Source organism: Bacillus marasmi (assembly GCF_902168435.1).
Classification (GTDB): Bacteria; Bacillota; Bacilli; order Bacillales; family Cytobacillaceae; genus Bacillus_BU; species Bacillus_BU marasmi.
Window position 1 is genome coordinate 230,529 of sequence record NZ_LR656170.1, and the last position, 26,011, is coordinate 256,539.

At 37.3% G+C, this 26,011-nt stretch carries 23 protein-coding genes; 13 read left to right on the forward strand and 10 right to left on the reverse strand.

Annotated features, from left to right (window positions below; genetic code table 11):
* Positions 1-44 precede the first annotated feature (44 nt).
* Positions 45-2,333, forward strand: a complete 2,289-nt coding sequence (locus FXW34_RS11600; RefSeq protein WP_147534149.1) for an O-antigen ligase family protein — start codon at positions 45-47, stop codon at positions 2,331-2,333.
* A 121-nt stretch (positions 2,334-2,454) separates the two neighbouring features.
* Positions 2,455-3,651, forward strand: coding sequence for an LPXTG cell wall anchor domain-containing protein (locus FXW34_RS11605; protein WP_147534150.1), 1,197 nt, complete (start codon positions 2,455-2,457; stop codon positions 3,649-3,651).
* A 78-nt stretch (positions 3,652-3,729) separates the two neighbouring features.
* Here the strand turns inward: FXW34_RS11605 and FXW34_RS11610 are convergent, their stop codons facing one another.
* From FXW34_RS11610 to FXW34_RS11625, 4 genes are all read right to left on the reverse strand, one after another.
* Entirely contained in the window at positions 3,730-6,342 is a 2,613-nt protein-coding gene (locus tag FXW34_RS11610; protein WP_147534151.1) for an LPXTG cell wall anchor domain-containing protein, read from the reverse strand.
* Positions 6,343-6,532: 190 nt separating this feature from the next.
* On the reverse strand, positions 6,533-8,869 hold the full coding sequence (locus FXW34_RS11615; protein WP_147534152.1) for an LPXTG cell wall anchor domain-containing protein: 2,337 nt from the start codon (positions 8,867-8,869) through the stop codon (positions 6,533-6,535).
* 417 nt (positions 8,870-9,286) lie between these two features.
* The gene (locus FXW34_RS11620; RefSeq protein ID WP_147534153.1) at positions 9,287-10,471 is read right to left on the reverse strand and encodes a galactokinase; all 1,185 of its coding nucleotides are present in this window, start codon (positions 10,469-10,471) and stop codon (positions 9,287-9,289) included.
* 125 nt (positions 10,472-10,596) lie between these two features.
* Complete coding sequence (locus FXW34_RS11625) at positions 10,597-11,028, reverse strand: VanZ family protein (protein WP_187118923.1); 432 nt, start codon at positions 11,026-11,028, stop codon at positions 10,597-10,599.
* Positions 11,029-11,208: 180 nt separating this feature from the next.
* Between FXW34_RS11625 and FXW34_RS11630 the strand changes: the two genes are divergently transcribed.
* Complete coding sequence (locus FXW34_RS11630; protein WP_147534155.1) at positions 11,209-11,490, forward strand: autorepressor SdpR family transcription factor; 282 nt, start codon at positions 11,209-11,211, stop codon at positions 11,488-11,490.
* Between the two features lie 5 nt (positions 11,491-11,495).
* The gene (locus FXW34_RS11635) at positions 11,496-12,128 is read left to right on the forward strand and encodes an SdpI family protein (protein ID WP_147534156.1); all 633 of its coding nucleotides are present in this window, start codon (positions 11,496-11,498) and stop codon (positions 12,126-12,128) included.
* 60 nt (positions 12,129-12,188) lie between these two features.
* Here FXW34_RS11635 and FXW34_RS11640 read toward each other — a convergent pair whose 3' ends face one another.
* A complete protein-coding gene (locus FXW34_RS11640; RefSeq protein WP_147534157.1) occupies positions 12,189-12,644 on the reverse strand; it encodes a hypothetical protein in 456 nt (151 codons plus the stop codon).
* Between the two features lie 280 nt (positions 12,645-12,924).
* On the opposite strand from FXW34_RS11640, the gene tagU reads away from it, so the two are divergent.
* Positions 12,925-13,863, forward strand: a complete 939-nt coding sequence (gene tagU, locus FXW34_RS11645) for a polyisoprenyl-teichoic acid--peptidoglycan teichoic acid transferase TagU (protein ID WP_147534158.1) — start codon at positions 12,925-12,927, stop codon at positions 13,861-13,863.
* A gap of 127 nt (positions 13,864-13,990) precedes the next feature.
* On the opposite strand, the gene FXW34_RS11650 is transcribed toward tagU, so the two are convergent.
* Positions 13,991-14,446, reverse strand: coding sequence for a hypothetical protein (locus FXW34_RS11650; protein WP_147534159.1), 456 nt, complete (start codon positions 14,444-14,446; stop codon positions 13,991-13,993).
* A gap of 308 nt (positions 14,447-14,754) precedes the next feature.
* Positions 14,755-16,422, reverse strand: coding sequence for a CoA-disulfide reductase (locus FXW34_RS11655; RefSeq protein WP_187118924.1), 1,668 nt, complete (start codon positions 16,420-16,422; stop codon positions 14,755-14,757).
* A 295-nt stretch (positions 16,423-16,717) separates the two neighbouring features.
* Here FXW34_RS11655 and FXW34_RS11660 point away from each other — a divergent pair, with 295 nt between their 5' ends.
* From FXW34_RS11660 to FXW34_RS11690, 7 genes are all read left to right on the forward strand, one after another.
* Complete coding sequence (locus tag FXW34_RS11660) at positions 16,718-16,978, forward strand: metal-sensitive transcriptional regulator (protein ID WP_147534161.1); 261 nt, start codon at positions 16,718-16,720, stop codon at positions 16,976-16,978.
* Between the two features lie 148 nt (positions 16,979-17,126).
* Entirely contained in the window at positions 17,127-17,486 is a 360-nt protein-coding gene (locus tag FXW34_RS11665; protein WP_147534162.1) for a rhodanese-like domain-containing protein, read from the forward strand.
* Between the two features lie 94 nt (positions 17,487-17,580).
* The gene (locus FXW34_RS11670) at positions 17,581-17,877 is read left to right on the forward strand and encodes a rhodanese-like domain-containing protein (RefSeq protein ID WP_147534163.1); all 297 of its coding nucleotides are present in this window, start codon (positions 17,581-17,583) and stop codon (positions 17,875-17,877) included.
* A gap of 145 nt (positions 17,878-18,022) precedes the next feature.
* A complete protein-coding gene (locus FXW34_RS11675) occupies positions 18,023-18,412 on the forward strand; it encodes a rhodanese-like domain-containing protein (RefSeq protein ID WP_147534164.1) in 390 nt (129 codons plus the stop codon).
* A 399-nt stretch (positions 18,413-18,811) separates the two neighbouring features.
* A complete protein-coding gene (locus FXW34_RS11680) occupies positions 18,812-19,597 on the forward strand; it encodes an SGNH/GDSL hydrolase family protein (RefSeq protein ID WP_147534165.1) in 786 nt (261 codons plus the stop codon).
* Positions 19,598-20,017: 420 nt separating this feature from the next.
* Positions 20,018-22,090, forward strand: coding sequence for a sensor domain-containing protein (locus FXW34_RS11685; RefSeq protein WP_147534166.1), 2,073 nt, complete (start codon positions 20,018-20,020; stop codon positions 22,088-22,090).
* Positions 22,091-22,254: 164 nt separating this feature from the next.
* Positions 22,255-22,686 (forward strand): Hsp20/alpha crystallin family protein, encoded by a 432-nt coding sequence (locus FXW34_RS11690; RefSeq protein ID WP_147534167.1) that lies wholly within the window; start codon positions 22,255-22,257, stop codon positions 22,684-22,686.
* 608 nt (positions 22,687-23,294) lie between these two features.
* Here FXW34_RS11690 and FXW34_RS22920 read toward each other — a convergent pair.
* The 3 genes from FXW34_RS22920 to FXW34_RS11700 all read right to left on the reverse strand — a co-directional run bounded on the left by FXW34_RS22920 (position 23,295) and on the right by FXW34_RS11700 (position 24,497).
* A complete protein-coding gene (locus FXW34_RS22920; RefSeq protein WP_187118925.1) occupies positions 23,295-23,432 on the reverse strand; it encodes a hypothetical protein in 138 nt (45 codons plus the stop codon).
* Entirely contained in the window at positions 23,404-23,982 is a 579-nt protein-coding gene (locus tag FXW34_RS11695; RefSeq protein WP_147534168.1) for a transposase, read from the reverse strand. Before FXW34_RS11695 ends, FXW34_RS22920 begins: the two co-directional genes overlap by 29 nt.
* Before the next feature lie 137 nt (positions 23,983-24,119).
* The gene (locus FXW34_RS11700; protein ID WP_147534169.1) at positions 24,120-24,497 is read right to left on the reverse strand and encodes a PH domain-containing protein; all 378 of its coding nucleotides are present in this window, start codon (positions 24,495-24,497) and stop codon (positions 24,120-24,122) included.
* 508 nt (positions 24,498-25,005) lie between these two features.
* Between FXW34_RS11700 and FXW34_RS11705 the strand changes: the two genes are divergently transcribed.
* The gene (locus FXW34_RS11705; RefSeq protein ID WP_147534170.1) at positions 25,006-25,920 is read left to right on the forward strand and encodes a VanW family protein; all 915 of its coding nucleotides are present in this window, start codon (positions 25,006-25,008) and stop codon (positions 25,918-25,920) included.
* Positions 25,921-26,011 lie beyond the last annotated feature (91 nt).

Below are 26,011 nucleotides of genomic sequence, written 5' to 3' on the forward strand. Positions count from 1 at the left end.
TCTTCATGAATTAGCTAGATTGAAAGAACAGGAGAGATTGTTCAATGCAGTGGGCAATTTTTATCGTATTATCGATTATCTTTTTCATAACACCTTATCAAAAGGGTCTTTATTTTTCTTATAATCTATATTCGACAGGAATTATCCTTTCGATTCTGTTTATCCTAGTAGCATTACTACCTTTTATCAAAAAAGATAACGATCAAACTAAAGGATTGGTTGTGTTTTTACTACCCTTAGCTTTGCTCATTTCACTCCCTTTTGCAGCAAGCCCAAAAGGTGCATGGGATACATTGATTAAATGGATATTTTATGCTGAATTTTTCTATTTGCTGTTGTGGGTATCTCTCATACCTGCAATCAAAAAATTAATGCCTCTTCTATTCCAACTAAATGGTATGGCATTATCTGTATTCATGATGTTAAATTTTTACGGTGTGCTTGATTATCGAGCAGCAATATTAAATGACCGCTTCGCAGGTGTTTTTCAATATCCTAATACATTCGGAATGATTATGGCACTGTTTTTAATGTTTGCCATCATTCAATTATCATCTAAGAACCAAGGTACGCGAGATACTCTTTTGTACTCTGCATCTCTAGTTTGTTATACAGTTTGCTTTATTATGTCATTTTCCCGCGGGATGATGCTAATGCTTCCATTTGTTTGGCTTGTAGGGCTTTTAATGCTCCCTGCACTTAATCAATTAAAATATTTATTTATTACTTTCATAACCTTTGGAAGTTCATTGATTGTATATCAAGCAATCGAAGCTGATAAGCTTTCCAATAGTAGTTATCCAGGTTTAACGATACTAGTTGTGATGACATTCTTATTAATGGGATTAATCTTCCTTCTTGAAAAACTAATTACAACAAACTCTTCAAAATTTGAGACTGGTAAAATTCGGGGCTTCCTTGATTGGAAATTCTCAAGTTTGATTTTACCCGTAATGATTATGATTTCGCTGTTCTTAGCCTTTCTTGATCTCACGAATGAGGGGATACTTTTCCGTAGTATTCCAGAAAAGTTACAAGAGCGGATTTCCGGGATTAACCTTAATGCAGCAACAGCACAGGAACGAATTTACCTATATGAAGATGCGTTAGAGATGAGTAAAGATTCACCAATTATCGGTTTCGGAGGAGGAGGCTGGGCAGCGCTTTATAAGGAATATCAGCAAATTCCTTATCAATCAAATAAAATCCATAATGGATATTTGGAATGGCTCATCGACAGCGGTTGGCTTGGTTTTGTAACATTCTTAGGTGTTCTCTCCTATCTGATTTATCTTGTATACAAATCTAAACAAACCGAGCAAGGTTCGACCATACATATAGCTGTTATTACATCTTTCATAGCAGCCGCTTCACACAGTATTCTTGATTTCAACTTTTCATTTGGAACAGTAATGTTAATTTTATTTTGGTTATTAGCAATGGGAATTTCTGTTGAACAAGCCCGTATCGATATTAAATCCCTCGAAAAAAATAGATTAAAAATAAACGCATTAAAGCTAGTAACGGTTATCGTAGTTTTAGTCTCTGCCACCACAATGGTAAAATCATACACTTATCAAAACGCAAGACAAACTCCTGCAGCCAAAGCAGCAGGTAGCACTTTTTTTGAAAATGAAGCTGCCTTCTTAAAGACCATTAATAAGGACCCAGATAATATCAATCAATATATTCAATTAAGCAATCTTTATTTAAGCGAAACGATACTAAATAAAACAACTCAAAATAACATTGTGAAACTTATTAATAAAATGATTTCTGTGGAATCGAATAATCCAACCGTCCTACAAAAATCAGCTCAATTATCAGCTAAACTCGGTGACAATAAAAACGCACTTAAATACTATAATCAGGCTTTAAAGATTGATCATTTTAATACAAAGCTTTATGAGGACAGTATAAAGTGGAAAATCAAATCTGCTCTAAAATACAAAAAAAATAACAAACAAAATCTTTCTACTGAACTAACAGAGTCTGCTTTAAGTGATTATAAACAACTATTGTATTGGAATGATAAATTCAGCAAGAGCAACCTAAAGGAAGAATTTAACGGACGGAATTTCCACATAAGCAATGAGGTTTTCTACTATTCTTCACTTGCGTATTTCTTAATGGAGGACTATGAAACTGCGATTGAACTCACTAGCCAAGTTAATACTGAGCATAAGCTTTACCTAAACGCTGTTGCATTAAAAATCATTTGTTTAGAAAAAAATGGGGATACTATAGAGTCCAATGAATTATTTTCAAATACTATTAAAATCAACAAGAATTTAAATGATAAAGTTGCCAAATTTATAAATATTTTATATTAGTGGAATTTTCTACTAGACACATAGGACTTTAGTCTGTATAGTAATTTTATGGAAATGTTATATTTCTATAATTTTATACAGGAGGTGGCAGGGTTTCTTATAACATATAAGAAATCAAAGTATGAAGAAGAGAATATCATTTGTAAGTGGACTTACCGCATTAGTATTTTTCTTATTAACCTTTACTTCAAGTGCCTTTGCTGCAGAAGTAACAACAGAACTAGATTCTATCAGTTCTCCTGAAACTCAAGAAATCTTAACAACCGCTGCAGGTGAGACTAATCAACTGACAGGTGTTGAAGAAGATACTGAGGTTTCAATTGATTCACTTGTAGAAGGTGAACAGGATTCCCCAGCAGACATAGACCCATCATTAATTACAGACATTGAAGATGTATATGAAAGTACATACGGAAATGTATATGATGATGTTTATGAAGATGTCTATGAAAATGTTTACAATGATGTTTATGAAGATGTTTACGATGATGTTTATGAAGATGTTTACGATGGTGAGTATGATATCGAAGATGAATACTATAATTCCTACTATGATGCATTCGAAAATGCTGGTGCAGATGTTTATGGATACGGAATTGACTTAAGCGAAGCAGAAAATGGTACGATCACATTTGATGCTACAGACTCTCCAAATAGCAATCAAGTATTCTATATTTTTAATTCATTATCAGAAGAAGAAATTACTAATATTCCAGCAGGATTAATCATTAACTCAAAGGTGAAAAATTTAGAAATTTCTTTACCATCGGATATTTTACAAGGTTACTATTATGAATTATCCATTTTTAAGGATAAAGCTTCATACGATGGTGCATTGAGCGACGTATTTGATCTCTTCTTGTATAATATGCCAGAAGGCGAATTAATTAGTCAGTTCGATAAAGCAATCACACTTAAGTTTAAGATTGACCCAGCAAAAGTTAAAAATTGGGATGATGTAAAGCTTGTTTATATTAACACAAAAGGTGAAAAGGCTGAATTTATCAAACCAAAGAGCTTCGATAAAGTTACTGGGGAACTTATTTTTGAAGTGACTCACTTCAGTAAATATGGAGTTTTTGAAATAGCAAGCGCTGGTTCAAATAATAACGGAGGTGGCACTACAACCACACCGACTCCTACGACTGGAACAACGGTTACTCCTGGAACAACTACAACTGGAACAACTACAGCTGGAACAGGTAGTCCACTACCAAATACTGCCACTGATTCCTATAATATGTTAATCGCTGGTTTGGCATTTATTGCTGTAGGTGGAGTTTTCTTAGCATTAAGAAAAAAACCTAATTTTCAATAGGTCACTAACATAGAAAAAACCTCTTCACCATTGAGTGAGGAGGTTTTTTCCATTTTCGATTCATTTCCTTGCTTTGTTTTATTTTCCTTCTTTTCGTTTAAATACTAAACGAGTAAAACCAATCGCAATCAAAACTAAGCCCGCTAATAAGATGTTAAAGTTATTAGTTGCAGTGTTTGGTAATAAGTTTGCAATTATTTTTGCTGCAGTATTCACAGGTGGTGTAGTCACCGTTGCTTCATTCACCTGAGTAGTTGGTGGTGTTGTCGTTGGTGTTGGCTTTGGCGTATCAGTACCGTCACCAGGTGTAGCTGTAACTGGTTTTGGCAATATGACAAGGGTTTGAGGTATATTGCCGAGTTCACCGTCATTGAGTAGGTCGCGTTTATTTCCAACATTATCAAAGACTGTCAAGTTAACAAAGAACAAGCCAGTTGGACTATCAGTCGGAATGAGCCAATCTGTTTCCCAAACACCTAATACTGAATTAAACGTTAGTGGTAATGATTTAGCCACAGCAATGTTCTCACTTGAACCATCATAATAATTCTTCATGTCTAAAATATTGATTAAAGAAATCGTGGCTGAATGGATACCCGTTCCCTCATCAACCAATCTAGTTTCGAAATGGGCAACCTCACCTTGATACATCGTTGCTGGTGGATATTTTACAAAATCAATATATGGTGGTAAATAATCGTCTAAATTGTAAATTTCTACAACTTCACGATTTGACTCAGAAACGTTACCAGCATTATCGATTGCATAAACATAGACTACAACATATACATCATTTTCCTTGATTGAATAGTTCCCTTCATATCTACCAGTAGCAGGATTAAGATTTAATTCGATATCCTCCCATTTATCTGCAGAATTATAATAAATTCTTGCCATAACAGAATGGATACCTGAAGAATAACCACCAGGATTTTCGTCAGTAACCTTGGCATTAATTTTCATAACATCGCCAAACTTTACAGGATCACCAATCACATCAAAATCTAGTATTTCCGGTGCGAGCCAGTCAGTATCTGGGTTTTCCAGTTCAAATTGAGTGCCATAATATGTTTCAATATTTCCGTTGTTGTCTTCTGCAGTTATTATAACTGAATAATATCCTGCCGGATCAGCCACTGTCAGATCAACGCTTCCAACATATCTTCCAGATTTAGAATCATATTCTAATTGAGTAGTATAGTATTTATAGTCACCATCCCAGGTTTCTTGGCTTTTCAGGGCAAAACCTTTTCCACCACCACCATAAGAATAGGAAACTTCAGCGGTTACCGTTTTAACACCACTCTTATCGTCAACAACTGTAGCAACGATTGGAATATTTACAGTGCCTATTTCCTCATTAACCAGGAATGTGGCTTCATACTCAGGTGAGTTAACTGCCTTTAGTTCAGGAGCAACCACATCACCATGCGGATTTTCAACTACAAAATAACGATTTTCTTCATAAAAATATTGATTAGTGGTATTGCCTGCACGGTCAGCCACAGACATATAGTAATAAACCTCAGTTCCATCTGGAACATTTCCAGGGACGTTATATGTACCTACCCATTTTCCTGTTGTTGCGTCATAGCTTAATGGAATTGAAGCACTTTCCTCGTAATATCTAATCGCTTCATAATCCCTTGACTCGAAGTCTAGTAGCAACAGGGCATAGACGATATCAGATTGATTATTGACATCCTTAACTGTCGCAGAAAAACTCACTGCCTGTCCAGCTTTTACAGGATTAGGACTGGCAATTAACTCAATTGCTTGTGGAGCTGTAGAGTCACCTGTATTTAGTACATTAAACGCAAATTGAATATCTTTATATGTATAATCATATTCTGAATGGTCTTGATCTCCTGGATAATCGTTATAAACTTCCCAAGAATATCTCGCAGCTATTTCAGCTCTCCAGTAACCAGGTTTCCAAGTTTCTTGTACGATGAGGAAGCCAACCCACTGTTGATCATCAGCATCATATCTTAATCTAATATTTTGTCCACTATTAAAGTCCCAAGAATTTTGATTTGGAGCCCACAGCCTAGCCACGACTTCTTCAACAGTTTCTTCGATTGCGTTACCATCTTTCATTTTCACTGTTACCGTTACCGTATCGCCAACCTTTGCATCGCGAGGGCTAAAGGTAATGTCCCCAACTTCCGGCCAAGTTTGTTCTACCTTCGTCTCAACTTCTGTCTTAGTGGCAGGAGCCGGTTCAGGAGTAACGGCAGGGGTAACAGGTAAAGCTTGTTCTTTTTCTGGAAGACTAGGAGTATCAGCTGCGTCTGTATTTTCAACAGCTCGCTCCTCCAGTTCTTTTATTGCAGAAGCTTCAGAATCTAATACTGTTGCAGGGTCTACTTCTGTTTCAAAATCCTCTGCCTCTGTTGCCTCAATTTCTTCGACTGATTCAGACTCTTCTCCATCTTCAGGTTCAATTCCTGTTGTGGTTTCATCCTTAGATTCGAGTTCGGAATCTATTTCGGATTCGGATTCGGGCTCTGATTCAGTCTCAGATTGTGTGGCATCCATTACCACTTGCTCTATACTATCTAATAATGGAATCGCTGTTTCGTCAGCATTGGCAAGATTTGCAATTAAGCCGTTCGGCATTACAATCAAGAGACACAATATGCCTAACATGATATATTTACTTATTTTCTTGAATGGCTTTTTGTGCATAAAAAAATTCCCTCCTTCTTATAAAATAGGTATATTAAACTAGGAGTTTTATCCTATATTATTATAATATTATATAACCATAATTTTCTAGTTTAAATATTACATGTTATCGAACTATCCGAAAAATCAATAAATATAAAACCCTCTTCACAAAGTAAGGTGAAGAGGGTTTTATATTACTGTTAATGCATTATTTTTCTACTTTTCTTCTGAATACAAGTCGACCTCCACCAATCACAACCAATGCTAAGCCTGCGAATAGGAGATTGAAATAATTAGTCGCTGTGTCAGGTAATTCGGTAGCTGTTTTAGTTGGTGTGGTTACTGGAATTACCACTGGTTTGGTTGGATTATCCACTGGTGTTGGGTTTGGTGGTGGCTTAACTGTTCCATCGTCATCCGGTTGTTTTTCAATGGCTGGTAAAATGACCATTGTTTGCGGATAATCATCGAATAGCCAATCAAATACATAATTGGTCATGTTTCCAACATTATCGATTGCGTAAACATTAATCGCAAACAAACCTGTAGGTCCAGCCAACGGTAATAGGTAATCAGCTTCCCAAACGCCTTTTGTTTCGTTATATTTTAGGTCTAGTGAGATATCAGCGAAATCATCATTAAAAAATGTCTCTTCCTCATCAAAATAGTTCAGTTTATAGATTTTGGTTAAAGTTACTTTCGCTAGTTTAATACCGGATGAATCAAAAATGTTTGTTTCAAAATGGAAATTTTCCCCGAGACACATTGTTGGTGCTGGATATTTTATTCCATTAATCGTTGGTCCATAACGATCATTCATTTGAGTTACCCATGCAGGATTGTATCCAAAGTCTCCACGATTTCTGTTATCATTTCCAGCATTGTCTACAGCAGTAATTTCTACTGTAAAACCATTTGAATCATATAGATTCAATGTATAGAGGGATTCCCATTTACCTGAAGTAGCATTATACGTAAATGTTAACAAATCCTGACCACCGTTATAAAAATGAACAACTCCTGTAACATTTTTAATTCCTGAACTATTATCTCCATCATCAACCTTAGCGGAAATTAATAGTTTATCGCCCACCTTTGCTGTTTCAGTTACAGTCCCGATGCTGATATCACTTACAACAGGGCTATAGTTATCTGAGTCAGGATTTTCCAAGTAAAATGTATCTCCATATTCATAATCAAGTGTACTACCATTGTTATACTCAGCAATTACATAAATTGAGTAATTACCTTCTCTATCAAGATCGGTTAGCTTAATACTTCCTACCCACATATCATTTTCTAAACTAAGATTAGTGTAGTGAATGTCCTCATCCAAAACCACTGCAACAGATTTTACTCCAGTTGCGTTGTCTTTAACCTTTACATAAACATTTACTGTTGCATCGGTATCCCTATCAACATAATATTCATTAGTATCTAATCTGACTTCAACCCAGTCTTCAGTATCATTTTCATTGGATACATAAAAATATCGATCTCTGTCATTGTCATAATTTTCATTATCTATAATGTTTCCAGCTTTATCTGCAATAACGGTTGAGTAGTAAATTTTAGTTTCATCAGGAATATTTGCTGGGACATTGTAGGTGCCAACCCAATCATCCTTAGCTGAGTCATATTGTAATACAATAAATACTTCATCATCATATTCAACATAGTCTAATGATCTATATTCATCATAACCATAGTAATCTAGCATTAAATGGGCATAGACTATTTCTGATTGGCTATTCACATCCTGAAGTTTTGCTCGGAACTCGACAGGCATTCCAGCTTGAGCTGGATTAGGGGTTACTGTTAGACTTACAAATTGCGGTGGTGTGGAATCTCCTTCATTTAAAACATTAAAGGATTGGTAGTCTTCTGTGTATTCCGAATCGTAGCCATTCTCTGTATCCCATTCAAGATATACATAACTGGACCACATACCTGGATTCATTGTTTCTCTGACAACGAATTGACCAGTAAATTGCTGTTTACTAGCATCATATCTTAAAAATACAGCTAGTTCATCATCGTATCTCCAGTGCAAATCACCAGGTGCATATAACCAAAGACTACTTTCGTCACTTCCCCCTTTTATTTGTTCCGCGTTCTTCATTTTTACTGTAACAGTTACCATATCTCCAACACGTGCATTCATTGGAGCAAATGTTACAGTGTCAATTTCAGCTTTGGGAACTTCACCTGTAACATCTAGGACAGGATCTTCTAATAGATTTTGTGTCTCTGTTATAGGTGCATTTTCATTTACCGGCATAGCTTCGTCATTTGGCAATGCGTTTTCAAGTGGTTTTTCCTCCGCTGCTGTAATCCCTTCATCAGCAGGAATCACATCTTCAATCTCCATTGAGTCAACTGTAGGGGCTATCCCATCGTCGATTTTTAAATCTGCTGATGGAATTAAATCATCTGTTTCAACAAGATTTTCATTAGCTAATACACTATTTGGCAATACAATCAAAAAACACAATAAGCTTAGCAAAATGGACTTGCGTAGTTTCCTACGAGCTTTTCTGCGCATAAAAAATTCCCTCTTTCTTTTATAAGCGGGAATTGGGTTGTTACTCTATAAGATTGTAAACTGCTCTGGCCAGTTTCCGTTTATAACAAAATCCCTGAGTCATTTGTCTAACCACGGTATTTACAGCCAATCATACGAATTGTATCCATCGGCATCCTCCTTACATGTCAAGAATAAGAAGTCTGTCATATTGGGAGTTCTACTCGATTTCATTATAAGTCTTTTTTTATTTTATCTCGACTAAATTATTACATATTTTTGAACTATCAGAAGATTATTACAATAATATATCGATATAATATATAGAAATATCTGTTGATTTGATAATGAACGTTTTCTAAACATAAAATCACAAAGCATCACCGCAAAAAACCCTCTTCACCAACACTGTGAAGAGGGTTTCCGCCATCATATATTTTATGACTTCACCTTATCCAGATACAGTTCCCGTACTCCATCACTAATGGTTGCGATATAGAAGCTTGCGTCAAGACCAGTTTTGGATTTGTACTCTTGATTCACGTTCTCGGTAAACTGATCGACTTGACTTGCTTCAACGATGGCAATCGCCGAGCCACCAAGTCCAGCACCTGTCATTTTAGCTCCTAGCACGCCAGTTTGGTTCCAAGCTCCTTGGACGAGTGTATCAAGTTCGGCTCCTGTTGCATCATAATCATTTTGTAAAGATAAATGTGACTGCTTCATTAAATCCCCAAGTGCAGTTAGATTTCCACGTCTAAGCTGTTTTACCGCCGAAAAGGCTCGTTCATTCTCAGTAATGACATGTCTGGCCCGCTTTTGTAACAATTGGGTTGGGATTAGATGCTTAAAGTTCTCGAACTGCTCGATGTTTAAATCACCAAGCGAAAGGATATTAATTGCACCTTGGAGATGTCTGAGCGCATGCTCACACTCATCCCTGCGTTTATCATATAATTCCACAAGCTCTTCGCTCTGTTTGTTTGAATCCATAATAACCAGCTTATAATCCTGTAAATGAAATGGAATATAGTCATAACTTAATGTATGACTGTCGAGCAGAATCGCATGATTCGCTTTCCCTTTTGCAACAATAAATGGATCGCTCATTCCGCTTTTCATTCCAATAAAATACTGGTCAGTTTCTTTGCACGCCTTAATCAGCTCGATTTTAGAAAGATGAAGCTGATATAGCTTATTTACGATTTCGCCGATTAGCATCAACAACGATGCTGACGAGGATAAACCTGCACCAACCGGAATATTTCCCGATACGTACAAATCAAAGCCGCAAGGAAGGCGATGGCCACTCTGTTTGAGATAAGAAAGCATTCCCTTAGGGTAATTTGCCCAGCCATGAGAAGGTTTGAAATCTAGTTCATCTAATGTGAATTGTACTATGCCTTGCTCTGAAAAATTTTTCGAAAATAGTCGTACCAAACGATCTGTTCGTTTACTAATAGCACCGTATATACCAAGTGAAATAGCACAAGGTAGTACATTAGCGCCATTGTATTCTGTATGCTCTCCGATTAAATTTACTCGACCCGGAGAAAAGAAATAACGTTCAGCTTCTTGTGAAAATGTGGTATGAAAGTCAGATGCAAGGGCGCGAAAATCCACGTGAACCACTCCTCATAAATGAGATTGTTAGTGCAGTAAACCCTTTCCAACTATAAGCGTATTATTTGTACGGAAATACGTCAATCAAAATATGTTGGAAATTTCCTATTAATACCTATTTTCTGTTATAGTGGCTTTTCACGAGCACCATTCAGGTGATATCGTGCCACATTTTCTGGTTTTTTCACGAGCAGCAACCCCAAATATATGCCTATAACATCATAGCCAACATCCAACAGCCTGCCACTTCTACCAGTAAAAAGCTGCAGAAGCTCTGTGCTAAATGCAAATAGTATTAGAATTAGACGAGCCTTCATAGATGATGTTCGTACAGCTAATGCCAGCATGAAAAAGCAAACTATATGTCCAAGCTTTTGAATGATATAGCCTTGTGAAAATGACTTAGGAAGCTCAATCAATTGTGAGAAGTTAGGCTGGGAATCCCAAGCAATCATGATTTGTGGAGGCTTATCCTGAATCAGACTTGAAAAATCAGAAACTGCTGTCAGGATTACAATTGCGCTTCCCCATATCATCATAAATAACCATCTCTTCAATTCATCTCCTCCTCCCACTGATAGAATCATTATCGGCTCTATAACTCACTAATATACTATTATTCCTTCATCTTTATGACAGCTTTAAAAATATTAATTCTATAGATTGCGAAAAAATCATCTTTGTTTTATTATTTAGTTAAATAACTAAATACTTAAATAAGAGAGGAGACGGATCTGTTGAATTCGACCTTTAAAGCATTATCAGATCCGACCCGGCGGCAAATTCTTGATTTATTAAAGGAGCGCGATCTAACCGCTGGTGAAATATCTGACCACTTCCAAATGTCCAAACCGAGTATCTCCCAGCACTTGAAAATCCTGAAGCACGCTGACCTTATCCAGGATGAGAAAAAAGGGCAGTATATCATATACTCATTAAACACTACCGTTTTCCAAGATATTTTAAATTGGGCATTTAGTTTCACTCAACCTTCTCACCACGATAAAAAGGAGGACTAATTGATATGAAGAAACACATTTTTCCTATTTCCATTATCGCCCTGACAATTATCGTTTGGGCCATCGCATATCCTAAGCTTCCAGCTGAAGTTCCAACTCATTGGGGATTTAATGGTGAGGTGAATGGATACTCAAGCAAACTCAATGCGATGCTAACACAAATTGGGATCATGGCACTACTATACTTTTCGGTAGCATTTTTACCAAAGATTGATCCTCGAAGAAAAAATTATAAGTATTTCTCTTCTAGCTATCAAATGATGTATAATGCGCTGCTTGTGGTCTTCTTTGGCTTAAATGTATTTGTGATTTTTTACGCATTAGGGTATGACATCCCGATGTCATCATTAGGTACGGTATTCATTGGGATTATTTTTATCGTCCTTGGTAATGTAATGCAACGGGTTCGCTCCAATTTCTTTATAGGCCTGCGCACACCATGGGCATTGAGCAATGAGGAAGTATGGCGGAAAACACACCGCTTTGGCGGGAAGTTATTTTTTGTCAGTGGAATTATCCTCTTATTAGCTACCTTTTTATCAGGTCCCGTGAAAGAATATTTGATTATTGCTATTATTGCGGTCATCATCGTCGCCCCATATATTTATTCTTATTTGATCTATAAAAAGTTATCTTAACTAAACAAGAGCATCCAAAAGATTGGATGCTCTTGTTTTACCAGTGGTTATTTTTTGCTGCTAAATGACTCTACCTTTCTTCTTGGCATTAGCATCAAATATTGCTCCGATTATAATTCCGGAAATGAGCCCGATTGAAACGGAATATAAATTTAAGAACATAAATGCAGAACCAATTAGTAATCCTATCACAAGCCACTGATTCATTAATTGACCTGGTTCAAATAGACCATGGCCCTTTTTTACATGCGTTAGGAGCTCTTTATAAATATCCTTGTATTCCTGGGGATTAATAGACTTTCCTCGTAACATGTCTTCAAGTATCCCGATTAATACATCCGCCTTTTGCTGCAACGCTTGACATTGCTCACAATTTTCTTGTGAGAATTCATCTATTCTACCGACTATTTTTTTTATTTTATCAACCTTAAGTCTTCTTAAACCATCATTATGCATCGTCTCGATAATTCTATCTAATCTTCCATTTGCCTGATTCAACCATTTTGATTGTTTCATTGTTGCAGGTCCCTCTCTTTCTTAACGGTATATATATCTTATCATGCTAAATATAGAAATTTTTATAAAAATAAAATTCGTATTATTTCGACATTTGTATTTTAGCATACATGCGAGAGTTGTTGTATTTTCAGGGTATTTCTGATAAAGTCGCTTGTAGTTTATGGTAATTATCTGCCTGTTTAGCTGTTTTATAAAGCATTCTATTCTATGAATCTAACAATTTTTTTGGTATTGTATGTGTATTAGATTGTAAAACATTTGGAGGTTTTTTGAAATAATGTCAAAAACTAAGAGTAAAAAGCCAAAATGGCTGCGAATCCTTACAATTGTTGCCCTAGTGCTATTTATTGGTGTGGCAATCTATGGGGTCACATTTTATATGTCGCTATCAACTGCTTTAAAAGATATTCATGAACCAATTGAACGGAAATCAGAAAAACGAACGCAAGAGGTTACATTGCAGAAGAAGGAGCCATTCTCGATTTTAATGCTTGGTGTAGATGAACGGGAAGGTGACAAAGGCCGTTCTGATACGATGATCCTGATTACGGTCAATCCGAATCAAAATTCAACAAAAATGCTAAGTATTCCTCGTGATACTTATACAGAAATAATCGGAAAAGGTATAAATGACAAAATCAACCATGCCTACGCCTTTGGTGGACCAGAAATGTCGATGGATTCTGTTGAGAATTTCTTAGATATTCCTGTTGATTACTTTATGAAAATCAATATGGAAGGCTTTGAGGAAATTGTCAACGCGGTCGGAGGAATTACGGTTAACAATAACTTGGATTTTGAATATGGGGGAGTCCATTTCCCAGTTGGTGAAATCACGTTAAACGGTGAGGATGCATTAATTTATTCTCGTATGCGTAAAGAGGATCCGAACGGAGACTTCGGACGTCAGCAAAGGCAGCGCATGATTATCCAAGGTGTAATTAAAAAAGGAGCTAGCTTGAATTCCGTTACGAATTTCGATTCCATTTTTAATGCATTAGGAAATAACGTTAAGACGAATATTTCGTTTAGCGAAATGGTCGATATTCAGCAGAACTATAAAAATGCCAGCCAAAACATTGAGCATATTACGATTTCTGGTACGGGTACACATATGGGAGGCATCTACTATTTAGTTGTGCCTGATGGGGAAAAGAACCGTGTTCAATCGATATTGAAAAATCACTTAGAATTAGAACCTGTCGTACAGGAATAGTTGTTTTTGCGAAGTACATGAATTCGCCTTTGGTCCGGATATTCGGGCCAAAGGCTTTTTTGTTTTTTCGTTCAGTTTTGATTTTTAGCGTGATGAAGGCGTTGATCACGGATGGCGTCCTGCTCTGTCAGTCCTGGTTATAATCCCAAAGCAGCTTCCACTCCCCTTTTTCTTCTACGACAAAGCATGGGTGTTCAATCGTGAATTTGCCAAATTTACTTTGGAAGGTTTGATAAACGGTTACTTGATGGACATTTTTCAATGCCTTTCCACCTTGTGTTGCCCTCCACTCGTCGTGCTTTTCTGTATCACCAAGCTTAAAGGTAAAGCTGTGCGCATTCATATCCTGCATAAATACATGTGCCCTGCTTTGGATGTATTGATCTTTATTGAAGCGCTCCTTCATTTGCGAATGAAATAAATCCCACGAGCTCCCGAAATCCCCCTCCTGTTCGAGCTGATAAAATTGTTCCACTACCTTTTCTGGTTTACTTTTTAATGAAGCCACTAAGCTTGCTACCGCAATCCCAATTACCGCAATGGCGATTGCGATAATGATCAATGGATTTTTCCGTCTTCTCACAAGGCATCACCTTGTACTATGTATATTGGGCCGGTTTTGGAATTATGTGAGTGACTCTCTATCTGGAGATTTTAGGGTTTATCCGTTTATCCGTGGATTTCTGGATTTATCCGCGGGATCTGAGTTTTATCCGTGGATTTCTGGATTTATCCGTGGGATCTGAGTTTTATCCGTGGATTTCTGGATTTATCCATGGGATCTGAGTTTTATCCGTGGTTTTCTGGATTTATCCGTACTTTAGAACTATTATTATTTTTACAAAAAATAACCCGGTAAAACTCCTTACCGGGTCTCGCAAATCTATATTATTATGCGTTTTGCAATTGCTTTGGTTTCATTGCTGAGTAAGTTTTCCAGCCACCGTCTAGATTTTTCACGTTAAAGCCGTATGCCATTAAGAGTCTTGTAGCAAGATAGCCACGCAAGCCAACCTGACATGAAACATAAATCGTTTCATCTTTCGGTAGCTCATCAACATGGTTGCGAAGCTCATCAAGCGGAATACATTGAGAGCCGTTAATATAGCCATTGTCACGTTCTTTAGGATTACGTACATCAATTAACAGTCCGCCAGCTGCAACGATTTCATCAATTTCATGCCATTGTACAGTTTGAATACCTTCATCAATGATGTTTGATGCCACATATCCCGCGTAATTAACAGGGTCCTTTGCAGAAGCAAATGGCGGTGCATAAGCCAATTCAAGTTCTGTTAAGTCGTGAACAGTTAATCCGCCTTTGATAGCTGTGGCAATAATATCAATTCGTTTATCTACGCCATCCTTACCAACTGCCTGGGCTCCGAAAATTTTACCAGTCTCACGGTCAAAGATAAGCTTTAAGGCAATTTGACTGGCACCAGGGTAATAGGTGGCATGACATGCCGGATGAATATGTACGACTTCATAATCGATACCTAATTCTTTTAATGTTTTTTCATTATTACCTGTTGAAGCGACATCAAGGTCAAAGATTTTCGCAATCGATGTTCCTAGTGTACCTGGGTATTTCTCGACATTGCCTCGAACGATATTATTCGCTACGATTCGGCCTTGGCGGTTCGCTGGACCTGCGAGCGGAATCATTGCTGGATTTTCATTGATATAGTCAACTACTTCAATCGCATCACCGATTGCGTAGATACTTTCATCACTTGTTTGTAGGAATTCGTTTACTTGAATCCCTCCACGTTCTCCGATTTCTAAACCTGCTTCTACCACTAAGTGATTCTCAGGTTCAACGCCAATTGAAAGAATCATCATATCTGTGCTGATGCGCTTACCGCTAGTGAGGATTAGCGTATTTCCGTTATCTTCAACTGATTGAACGACATCACCAAGGATAAGCTCAACACCTTTATCAATTAAATGTTGCTGAACAACCGCAGCCATTTCAATATCTAACGGCTTCATGATCTGGTTTCCTGTTTGGATGATCGTCACTTTTACTCCGCGTTCAACAAGGTTTTCAGTCATTTCTAATCCGATGAAACCAGCGCCAACAACTACACAATGCTCAGGCTGTTGATTGTCCACAAAATCCTTAATTTTATCTGTATCTGGAATATTTCGTAATGTAAAGGCGTTATGCGCTTCGTTTAATCCAAGCCAATTTGGTACTCGTGGTTTTGCGCCTGGTGACAAAAGTAAAACATCATAGGCTTCCTCATAAATTTCTCCCGTGTTAACATGTTTTACCGATACCGTTTTCTGTTCACGATTGATTTTAACGACTTCGCTAAAATTGCGAATGTCTAATTTAAACCTTTTGTTCAAGCCTTCAACGGTTTGGACCATTAATTTACTTCTTTGTTCAATCACTTCGCCGATGTAATATGGAAGACCGCAGTTCGCAAATGAGACAAATTCACCGCGTTCGAATAAGACGATTTCTGCCTCTTCATCAATTCTTCTTAATCTTGCTGCTGCTGTAGCGCCACCCGCTACACCACCAACAATGACAATCTTTTTACCCATCAATTATCCCCTCCATTCCTCATCATATCTCAATACCCCTACCCCTATCAAGAGGGAAAATGATTAGTTGAATATTTCTTTATTTTTACATTTAATTACTATATAAATATTGCGAATAGATGTATTAATTTTTGCAAAATAGTCAAAATTTTTGTAAAATTATTAACATATAAAAACTGACATTTCAACATATTCGTTGTATAAGAATTCGTGTTGACATCATACCCTTTAGGGTATAATATTAACCTAGTTCTATTTTCGAAAGAGAATTTTTTGAAAGATAGGAGGGTAACCAATGGATTATAATGATAAAATAAAAAATCGCGTAAAGCGAATTGAAGGTCAACTTCGCGGAATTCTTAGAATGATGGAAGAAGATAAAGATTGCAAAGAAGTCATCACACAGCTTTCCGCAGCAAGAACAGCCATAGATCGAACTATTGGTGTTGTCGTAAGTTCGAACTTGATTAAATGTGTCCGTGATGCCGAGGGAAGCGGCCAGGACTCAGAACAATTAGTGAAAGATGCTGTCGATTTGCTTGTGAAAAGCCGTTAATGATGAACTCTTTAAATCATTTGCATTTTTTTACAGCGAGACAAACATAAAAAAGGAGAATCTCCTTTTTTATTTTAACACATATGATACCCATAGGGGTTTAGGTGTTTTCACCTATTGTTAAACCCACATATAAGGAGGATTTTTGATGGATTATTTAGGTTATATCATCTTTGCGGGCGTCGTGCTTTTGTTAGTACTTAGAATGATGCCAACTAAAGGTGTAAAACAAATTACCACTTCACAACTAAAAAGTTATTTAGACAATAAAAATATTCAATTTATTGATGTTCGCACACCTGGTGAGTACAAAGGAAATCACATCCGTCAGTTCAAAAACATTCCATTGCATCAATTAAACCAAAAGCTCGGCGACTTATCTAAAGAAAAAGAAGTCGTTGTGATTTGCCAAAGCGGAATGAGAAGCAACAATGCAAGTAAAATTTTAAAAAAGGCTGGATTTAAGAGTGTCATTAATGTGAAGGGCGGCATGAGCGCCTGGAGTTAATATATAGATAATTTGTGTGTTTCGGTTTACCGCACGTTTAAATTCGTGCAAGTATAGATTTGCCGTTTCGGTGTATTACTTAGGAGGAGAAAAAATGAAACAAATTTCTGCAAGAGATTTAGAAGCACTATTAAAGGAAAACAAAGACCTGAATATTATTGATGTTCGTGAGCCTTCAGAGGTTGCAGGTGGTAAAATCCCTGGAGCAGTCAATATTCCTTTAGGTTTAATTGAGTATAAAATGAACGAATTAGATAAAAACAAAGAGTATTATATAGTATGTTTATCTGGTGGAAGAAGTAGTTCAGCTACTAGATTTTTAGAATATCAGGGTTACAACGTAACGAATATGAATGGTGGAATGATGGCTTGGATGGGCGAAATTGAGTAAATGACGGACTAATTGCCTAATACAACACTTCGCTATTTTGATTTTGAGGCAACTATAATTTGTCATTGTTTAGATATGTTAGTTTGTTTTATCAGCCATTAAAATGATAATGGAGACTATTATACAATCAGGAGTGGATCATCATATGACGAAAAAAATTATCGCAGGGCTGGTAGTGCTCTTATTTGTTGGGTTTATTGGATTTCAATTTATGAACCAAAGCACAAGTGTTAGTAACATTTCAACTGATGAAATGGCCGCAAAAATGAATCAGAATGATGGGAATATGGTGTTTATCGATGTCCGTGAACCGGACGAGTTTGCAGCTGGACATGTTCCTGGAATTGTTAATCTTCCACTTAGTGAGTTAAGTGAAGAAACCGCAGATTTTCCGAAGGATTCTGAAATCGTGATCATTTGCCGTAGCGGCAATCGTAGTTTGCAGGCTGCTGAGAAGTTGCAAGGCTATGGATTTACAAACCTAATCAACGTCCAAGGTGGCATGAACGATTGGAACGGCGAGGTAGAGTATTAAAAAGGGAAAGCTCCTTGTTTTGCGGAGTATGGAATAAAGCACATCAACTAAGAAACTAAGCTGCTAAGGACTAATCTGACTTAAAGCGACTGTTATTGAGACAGTCGCTTTTTTATGCACAAGAATTAATCTTGTCATACTGATTGGATTTTAATTTACAAATTATGACTTTATCATATAAATGTAATTGCTATTATTATCAGTTTTTGTCATAATTGAACAGAGCTTTTTAATAGTTTCGCCTCTAATCGTTTATACGTTAATGGAGTTGAACTATTTAGATACATAGGGTTTGAATATTGGAGATTCATTCAAGTTATTATTACAAGAAACTGCCATCGGTCGGTGTCATGAAACCCGTAAAGGCAGGACAAATTTAAAGTTTTGGAGGTTGGTAGATTGAAAACAATATTGACTATTGTATATGGAATTATATGTATTGCTTTTATCAGTATTAGTCATTTTTTGTGGATTGATAAGACAACAGCCCTTCAAGCTGAAGAAAAAAATAGCACGCAAAAAAATGCAGAGGTATCAAACGTTAAACAGAATCCAATTGATAGCCTCCTCCCTTTAACTAAAAATTGGCCCGAAGCAGGTGCTGAGAACTTTAAAAAAGCTGTTGAGAATAATGAAAAGTTCACGATTGTAATTGCCGGCTCAGACGCATTAGGTGGGGAAACTGGTTGGGCTATGACAACAAAGGCTAAACTACTTGAAGCTTATGGCGAAGAACATATTTCTGTTGAGGTACGTGAATACGATACGAATTCTGAACAATTTACGTCTCAAAACAAGCATCTTGAACTTGCAGATTTAAAAGCAGATTTATTATTATTTGAACCGTTTATTCTTAAGAACAATGGAGAAGTTGAGTTAGTGAATACCCTTGCCAATTTAACAACAACCATTGAGGCAGTTAAAGCGAGCAATCCGGAATGTGTCATTATCGTACAACCAGCAAATCCTATCTATAAAGCGAAGATTTATCCAACTCAAGTTGCTCAATTAAAAGCATATGCTGATGAATTTAAGCTTACCTTCCTTGATCACTGGGGAATTTGGCCAGACCCGAATACTGAAGCAATTAAAGAATATATTACACCTGAGCATTCATTCCCAAATGAACAAGGTCATGAGGTATGGAGCCAATTTGTTAACGCATACTTCATTAATCAAGAATAATAACAAATTATGATCACTTAAAAGATTTTTCAGGCACTCCATTCAATTTATTTGATTGGAGTGTTTTCTTTTCTTTTCTTTTCTTTTCTTTTGGATTTCTATAAATTTCCTGGGGAATTTTCCCGCGAAATGATGAATTAACGCATAATATGATTGAATGTTTCTTTCTTGAGTTATGAATGATGAATATCTTCTTTCATCAACTGTGATAAACATTATTACATCAAGAATTAGAAAACAATATAATAATGTTATGAATAGAATGGGTATCCATATGGCGTAGTAGGGAAAAATATTCTAGTCCAGTGCGGACACCCCCTAGTACGGCAACGCTTTAATTGGGTGGGGGACTGTCCCCCGGTGCGGTGATGCTTTAATTGGGTGGGGTGCTTCCCACGGGTAGAGGAGGATTTGCTAGTAATGCAACATGATTCTTTTTTTCAAGATCATCAATATTTAAAGACCATATTTGATCATTTAGATTTAGCCTTTTGGTCAGTGGATTTACTGAATGGAAACATATTTATGTCTAAAGGTGCCGAAACACTGTTAGGCATACCTCGATTAGCCTTTGAAAAAAATCCCGCCATTTTAAAGGAATTCATTCATCCCGATGATCAATATAAATACGATAAAGTCATGTCTGACCTCTTTAAGGACCAACGAAGTCAACTAGAGTTCCGAATGATTAATCAAGATGGGGATATTCGTTGGTTAAGGGTACACGCCTCAACCATTTTCAATCCCGACTTAAAGATGAAGCTTCAATATGGAATTATTTTTGATATTACTGACTTTATTAATGAACACTCCAATTTAACCTACCAAAACGGCTTTATGCAAAAACTGATTAATGAAGTGAATATCGTTCTATGGTCCTATGACCTCAAGACTAAAGAAACCTATTATTCACAAAGTGCTGAAGAGCTTTACGGAGTTCCTCTTGAAGATTTCACCAAAAACCCTTCTTTATGGAAGGACGTAATACATCCTGAGGATGTCACAGAAATTGAAAAAGACGAAAGACTCCTCTCCGGACGCAAAGTAACATGTGAGTACCGAATTATTCGACCGAGTGACGGAGATATTCGATGGATTGAAGACCGCGCCTTTCCGACAATCGACCAAAATGGACAGGTTACAGCCTTCACTGGTGTAAAAATTGACGTGACTGCAAGAAGAATTTCTGAAGAAAGAATTAATCAACTCACATTTTTCGATGTACTCACAGGTATCCCGAATAATTATTATCTAGAACAATATTTAAATGAAATTACATTAAGTGATGAACCGCATCAAAGCTTTGCATTTTTGCTCATCAATTTTGACCGGCTTAAATTAATTAATGATTCATTAGGGTATCATTTTGGTGATTTACTACTCGTTAATGCAATTGAAAGATTAAGGCAGCAACTTGCTCCCACAGATTTACTGTGCAGAATTGTTGGCGATGAATTCGCGATTGTATTAAAGGACGTAACAAGAGAAGATGTTGAACAAACCTGTCACCGCCTGCTTAAAATATTCGACGAACCATTTTATATTAAAAATAAAGAAATCTACACTTCGATAAGTATTGGAATCAGTGATTTTCCTGTCACTAATCTGAATCGGAAATACTTAATCAATCAAGCTTATTACGCAATGCTTTTAGCAAAGGAGAACGGAAAAAATACTTATTATTTTTATAATAAAAAGGATGAAATCAATAAGTACAATATCGAAACGGAAAGCGAATTAAAAAAGGCATTAAAAAACGAGGATTTTGTGCTGCATTTTCAGCCCTTATTTCATTTAGTGACTGGAAAATTGACCAGTTATGAGGCCTTGATTCGCTGGAATCACCCGATAAAGGGGTACATCCCCCCTTCAGAATTTATTCCAGTTGCCGAGAAAACCGATTTAATCGTGGCGCTCGGAGAATGGGTGATGTATGAAGCCTGTAGGCAAAATCAGCAATTTCAAAAGCGTGGCTTCCCCCCTGTTGTCGTATCTGTCAACGTCTCGACGAGGCAGTTTTACGATACTTATTTTGTAAAAAAAGTGAAGAATGTCCTTCGAAAGACTGGACTTGATCCGCAATATTTAGAGCTTGAAATTACCGAAAGCATCATGCAAAACATCGAAAAAACAAAGCCGATTATCGAGGAGATTAAGAATCTCGGTGTTAAAATTTCTATTGATGATTTTGGGACAGGCTTTTCTTCATTAAGCATTTTAAAGCATCTTCCTTTAGATAAGCTAAAAATTGATAAGTCATTTATTGATGATATTGGCACGAAAAAGGAGCCACTGGTGAAATCAATAATTGAACTTGGAGTTAATTTAGATATGTCCGTGGTGGCCGAAGGTGTAGAAACGGTGAAACAGGCTGATTTCTTACGGGAAAACAATTGCGATATCGGTCAAGGCTATTTGTTTAGCAAACCGGTTCCAAGCGAACAACTAGAAGAAGCGTTGCTGAAAAACTTAAAGCATGGGGCTCAAGATTAGTATTGGTTTCGGATTGGGTTAGGGTGATTAAGGCAGATTTTTATGCCATTTTTCAAAGTGTAAATTGGGTAATATTAACAGCTTTTCATTTGAAACCCGCTTCTGTTAGGAGTAAAATATAGGTGTAAGGTAAGGTAATATTCCATAGGAAGGAGGAATCAAGTATGACCGGCAGATCATTGCGGCGTTTAGATCGCGATTTAGGTGAGATGTGGGATACTTTCAATGATTTCTTCGGTGATAATTTCCTTACATCTTTTCGCGGTGGTGTTCATCAATTCCGAACAGACATCAAGGATAATGGTGATCGATATGTAATCGAGGCCGAAATGCCTGGATTTGACAAAGATGCGATTAACATTGATTATGAAAACAGCTATCTCACCATATCCGCAAAACGAGAAGCGATCAATAAGGACGAAAAAGAAAACTATATTCGTCAGGAACGTCATTATGGAGAGTTTGTTCGTCGCTTCTTCGTGGAAGATATTGACGATCAAAACATTGAAGCTAGCTTTAACAACGGTGTCCTAACCATCATTTGCCCTAAGCTTGCTGTTACACCTCCAGACCGCAAACGAATTGAAATTAACTAATAATTTATTAACTTAATTAATACCACCGGACGACCGCATTCGATCTATATTTTTCGAATGCGGTTTTTTTTTGTTTTTTAAATGTGGTGTTTCCCTCCTCCAATTCGCAAAGTTTTTGAATTTTATCACAATATTTTTCATAACTATGACAAAGTTCACTTACATTGTTTATCAGATAATTTAAACTAATAGAAAAATGAGAATTTAATATTCAGAATTCAGGTGAATCTATTCGATAGCATACTTTCAGTCGTGCAACATTACATTAACATTTCCTCTACTGATTAGTCACGGAACTTAATAATTTGAGAGGTGTAATATAATGGTTGAATTGTTGAACACTATGGAAAAAGTAAATAATTGTGGGTCTTTCACTCCAATTTTTCTAAACAATCGGCTAAAAGGCAACAGAACACTAGAATTAAGCAACTACCACGCATCCTCTTCACCGCACCACCGTGGCGGGGGACAGTCCCCCATCGCGCTAAAGCGGGAACGTACTGGGGGACTGTCCCCCAACGCTTTAACGTGGTTCAGTGGGTCGTAGTTGGATAGCGATTGTTTGATAACGTTTTATCCTTAACAGGGTCTCATACGGGATCCTGTTATTATTTTTGCTTGATAGATTGAATTCCAAGTTGTGCTTGTACTTCAACCCGAATCGGGTAGTCTTCGATCCCCTTTAAGCCAATGCTTGTAATGTAGAGTTGCAAGAATTCATATTTGTATACCTCCATCTTGCTCATTTTCATCTTCTCTTTCGACGAATTCACGATAATTTATGTGAGCAGGTTCAGGAAAAAAGGAAAAGGTTTTGCTAGTGTCGATATGCGGATTTTCAGATAGCTGGAGATAGGCGGAGTAGCTGCTCCAAGGATAATCCTCTGGTTTGGCAACCATATTGGCTTCGAGAGGATTGCGGTGGATGTAGCGGCTCACGGTGAGAAAATAGTTTTCTGAAATGATAATTCTTGCGTTGTAACGTCCTTGAAAGACATGACCATCGACATCGAGTTTTTTGTTTAAGTAAATAGCATAGTGCATATGTAATGTTTTCATGATGTTGGGAATGATGTTTTCCAAAGTGGGGAGCTTTGGCTGTAGTTGTAGGTGAATGTGGTTTGTCATTAGGCAGTAGGAATGCAGAATAAATGGATACTTTTCGCGGACATCCTCTAGTATTTCGAGATATTTCTGGAAATCCTTACGTTCATAAAAGATTGGGGCGCGCTTGTTGCCGCGAGCAGTTATATGGAACGGGGCGCCCGGATAGTATTCCCGAGGTTTTCTTGACATGTGGCTTTCCTCCTTAAATTATTATATAAATATCATAATTTATCAGAGTGATTTCGGTCAATTGATAACCATAGGGACTTATAATGTGCTTCATCGCTTTAGCGGGGTGGGGGACAGTCCCCCACTGCTTTAGCGCGTTACCTTGCTGTGTAGGTGGCTAGGGCTTTTTGGACTTCGAAGATGCTTTTGTCTTTTTTGAATTGCTTAAGAATAGGCTCTTCCCAACCAGAAATCCAAATTTTTAGTTCAGCATCCAAATCGAAGGTTCCAGCTGTTTCGCAGCTAAAGTGGGTTATGCTTTTATATGGAATTGAATGATATTCTACTTTTTTCCCAGTCATTCCTTGCTTGTCGATTAAAATCATTCTTAAGTTTGTAAATACTAATAAATCTCTTACAAGTTTATATGCTTTTTCGATGTGCTCATTTTCTGTGACAATCATTTCTAATTCTTTTTCTACTGCCTCTGCTTCTACTTCTGAGACATTTCCGATAAATCCGTCAAGTAAACCCATGCTTCTATCTCCTTCGTTTATGTACTTGCCTTTGACATCTGTCATGACACTGTTTCGGACAATGTTATTATAACAAGTGGCTAGGGAAATATCTGCCTTTTTGTTTTTTGATTAAGCTGTATTAAATTTGAATGTTGATTTCCGTTGCAGACGCGTGCGGTTCATGGGGCTAACTGGGACCCTGTCTAGCTGCAGTGGCTAGGGGCTCGGGGTCATAAACCAATCCGTCCAGAAGGTAAAAGTCAACCATCCGGCCGGCTCGTCTTATGCCTGTCGCCCCTGGGCAAGCCACTTCCGCTTTTCGTACTCCTCGGCGCTTTGCGCCTGTGGGGTCTCCCATTCCAGCTACTCCCTTAGGAGTCTACGTGCCTGCAGCGAATATCAACGTGTCTAAAAATCATCGCCGCGTATTAAACACAGCCTTTGATTAAGAAACTTGAAAGCTTATTATGATAATTGTAGTATGGATTTATTCGCTTCTCCTCATACTAAACAAGAGGTGAGGTCGATGAATTTTAATTGGCTTTTTGCCCTTATGGTATTAGGTCAAACATTAGAAGTGCCAGCAGATAATCTATCGATCAATACGAAAAGCGAAACGATCTCGGTCGTAAACAGGGCCGATTTTATTTTGCCATTACCCATGCTTCCCTTTTTTAACCTTGATAGATTTGGACAGCTTGAAGAGCAGGTAGCCCAACAAATTAAAAAAGAGCCCGTTAACGCCGGACTTGATCAGCACGGAAATATTATTGCTGAGAAGCCAGGAGCTCGACTTGATCGAGTAAAATTTAAAGAACAATTTTATCAATATTTTTATGGATCAGGACCTAAAATGATAGAGGTTCCTATCCAAGATATTTTTCCAAAGGTTGATAGTGAGTTGATTTCTGATATTCGCACAGATATGATTGGCCATTATGTAACTTATTATAATTCTCATAACATGGAACGCTCTCATAACATTGCCTTAGCAACAAGTGCACTAAATAATCATGTCGTTTTTCCAGGTGAGACGTTTTCTTTTAACAAAGTGGTTGGGAAAAGAACCCCTGAAAAGGGTTATTTATCAGCACCCGTAATTGTGAAGGGTGAATTAACAGAGGGAATTGGCGGTGGGATTTGCCAGGTTTCTTCGACATTGTATAATGCGGTCGATCAATCTGGTCTCCAAATTGTTGAGCGATATTCGCACAGTAAGCGAGTGCCCTATGTGCCAAATGGTCGGGATGCAACAGTGAGCTGGTACGGACCTGATTTTGCGTTCCGAAACTTATATAACCAGCCTATTTTGATTCGCGCTTATGCAAATGATGGAAGGATGTTAGTTATGCTATTTTCTTCAGATTCCATTAATTATTATCCACGCAACGTCCCACGAATGTCCGGGGACCTACCACCAGAAATACCTGCCAACTATTAAAAGTAGGCAGGTATTTTAATGCTTTAGTGCAGTGGGGGACAGTCCCCCACTGCACTAAAGCATTAAAAAACAGACTTTTATTTAAAAAAGT

Coding starts and splice junctions, on each gene's coding strand:
- FXW34_RS11685 (WP_147534166.1), top strand. CDS start 20,018: ATGCAACATGATTCTTTTTTTCAAGATCATCAATATTTAAAGACCATA.
- FXW34_RS11700 (WP_147534169.1), bottom strand. CDS start 24,497: ATGGGTTTACTTGACGGATTTATCGGAAATGTCTCAGAAGTAGAAGCA.
- FXW34_RS11665 (WP_147534162.1), top strand. CDS start 17,127: ATGGATTATTTAGGTTATATCATCTTTGCGGGCGTCGTGCTTTTGTTA.
- FXW34_RS11670 (WP_147534163.1), top strand. CDS start 17,581: ATGAAACAAATTTCTGCAAGAGATTTAGAAGCACTATTAAAGGAAAAC.
- FXW34_RS11655 (WP_187118924.1), bottom strand. CDS start 16,422: ATGGGTAAAAAGATTGTCATTGTTGGTGGTGTAGCGGGTGGCGCTACA.
- FXW34_RS11640 (WP_147534157.1), bottom strand. CDS start 12,644: ATGAAACAATCAAAATGGTTGAATCAGGCAAATGGAAGATTAGATAGA.
- FXW34_RS11675 (WP_147534164.1), top strand. CDS start 18,023: ATGACGAAAAAAATTATCGCAGGGCTGGTAGTGCTCTTATTTGTTGGG.
- FXW34_RS11660 (WP_147534161.1), top strand. CDS start 16,718: ATGGATTATAATGATAAAATAAAAAATCGCGTAAAGCGAATTGAAGGT.
- FXW34_RS22920 (WP_187118925.1), bottom strand. CDS start 23,432: ATGAGCAAGATGGAGGTATACAAATATGAATTCTTGCAACTCTACATT.
- FXW34_RS11690 (WP_147534167.1), top strand. CDS start 22,255: ATGACCGGCAGATCATTGCGGCGTTTAGATCGCGATTTAGGTGAGATG.
- tagU (WP_147534158.1), top strand. CDS start 12,925: ATGTCAAAAACTAAGAGTAAAAAGCCAAAATGGCTGCGAATCCTTACA.
- FXW34_RS11695 (WP_147534168.1), bottom strand. CDS start 23,982: ATGTCAAGAAAACCTCGGGAATACTATCCGGGCGCCCCGTTCCATATA.
- FXW34_RS11705 (WP_147534170.1), top strand. CDS start 25,006: ATGAATTTTAATTGGCTTTTTGCCCTTATGGTATTAGGTCAAACATTA.
- FXW34_RS11600 (WP_147534149.1), top strand. CDS start 45: ATGCAGTGGGCAATTTTTATCGTATTATCGATTATCTTTTTCATAACA.
- FXW34_RS11615 (WP_147534152.1), bottom strand. CDS start 8,869: ATGCGCAGAAAAGCTCGTAGGAAACTACGCAAGTCCATTTTGCTAAGC.
- FXW34_RS11605 (WP_147534150.1), top strand. CDS start 2,455: ATGAAGAAGAGAATATCATTTGTAAGTGGACTTACCGCATTAGTATTT.
- FXW34_RS11610 (WP_147534151.1), bottom strand. CDS start 6,342: ATGCACAAAAAGCCATTCAAGAAAATAAGTAAATATATCATGTTAGGC.
- FXW34_RS11635 (WP_147534156.1), top strand. CDS start 11,496: ATGAAGAAACACATTTTTCCTATTTCCATTATCGCCCTGACAATTATC.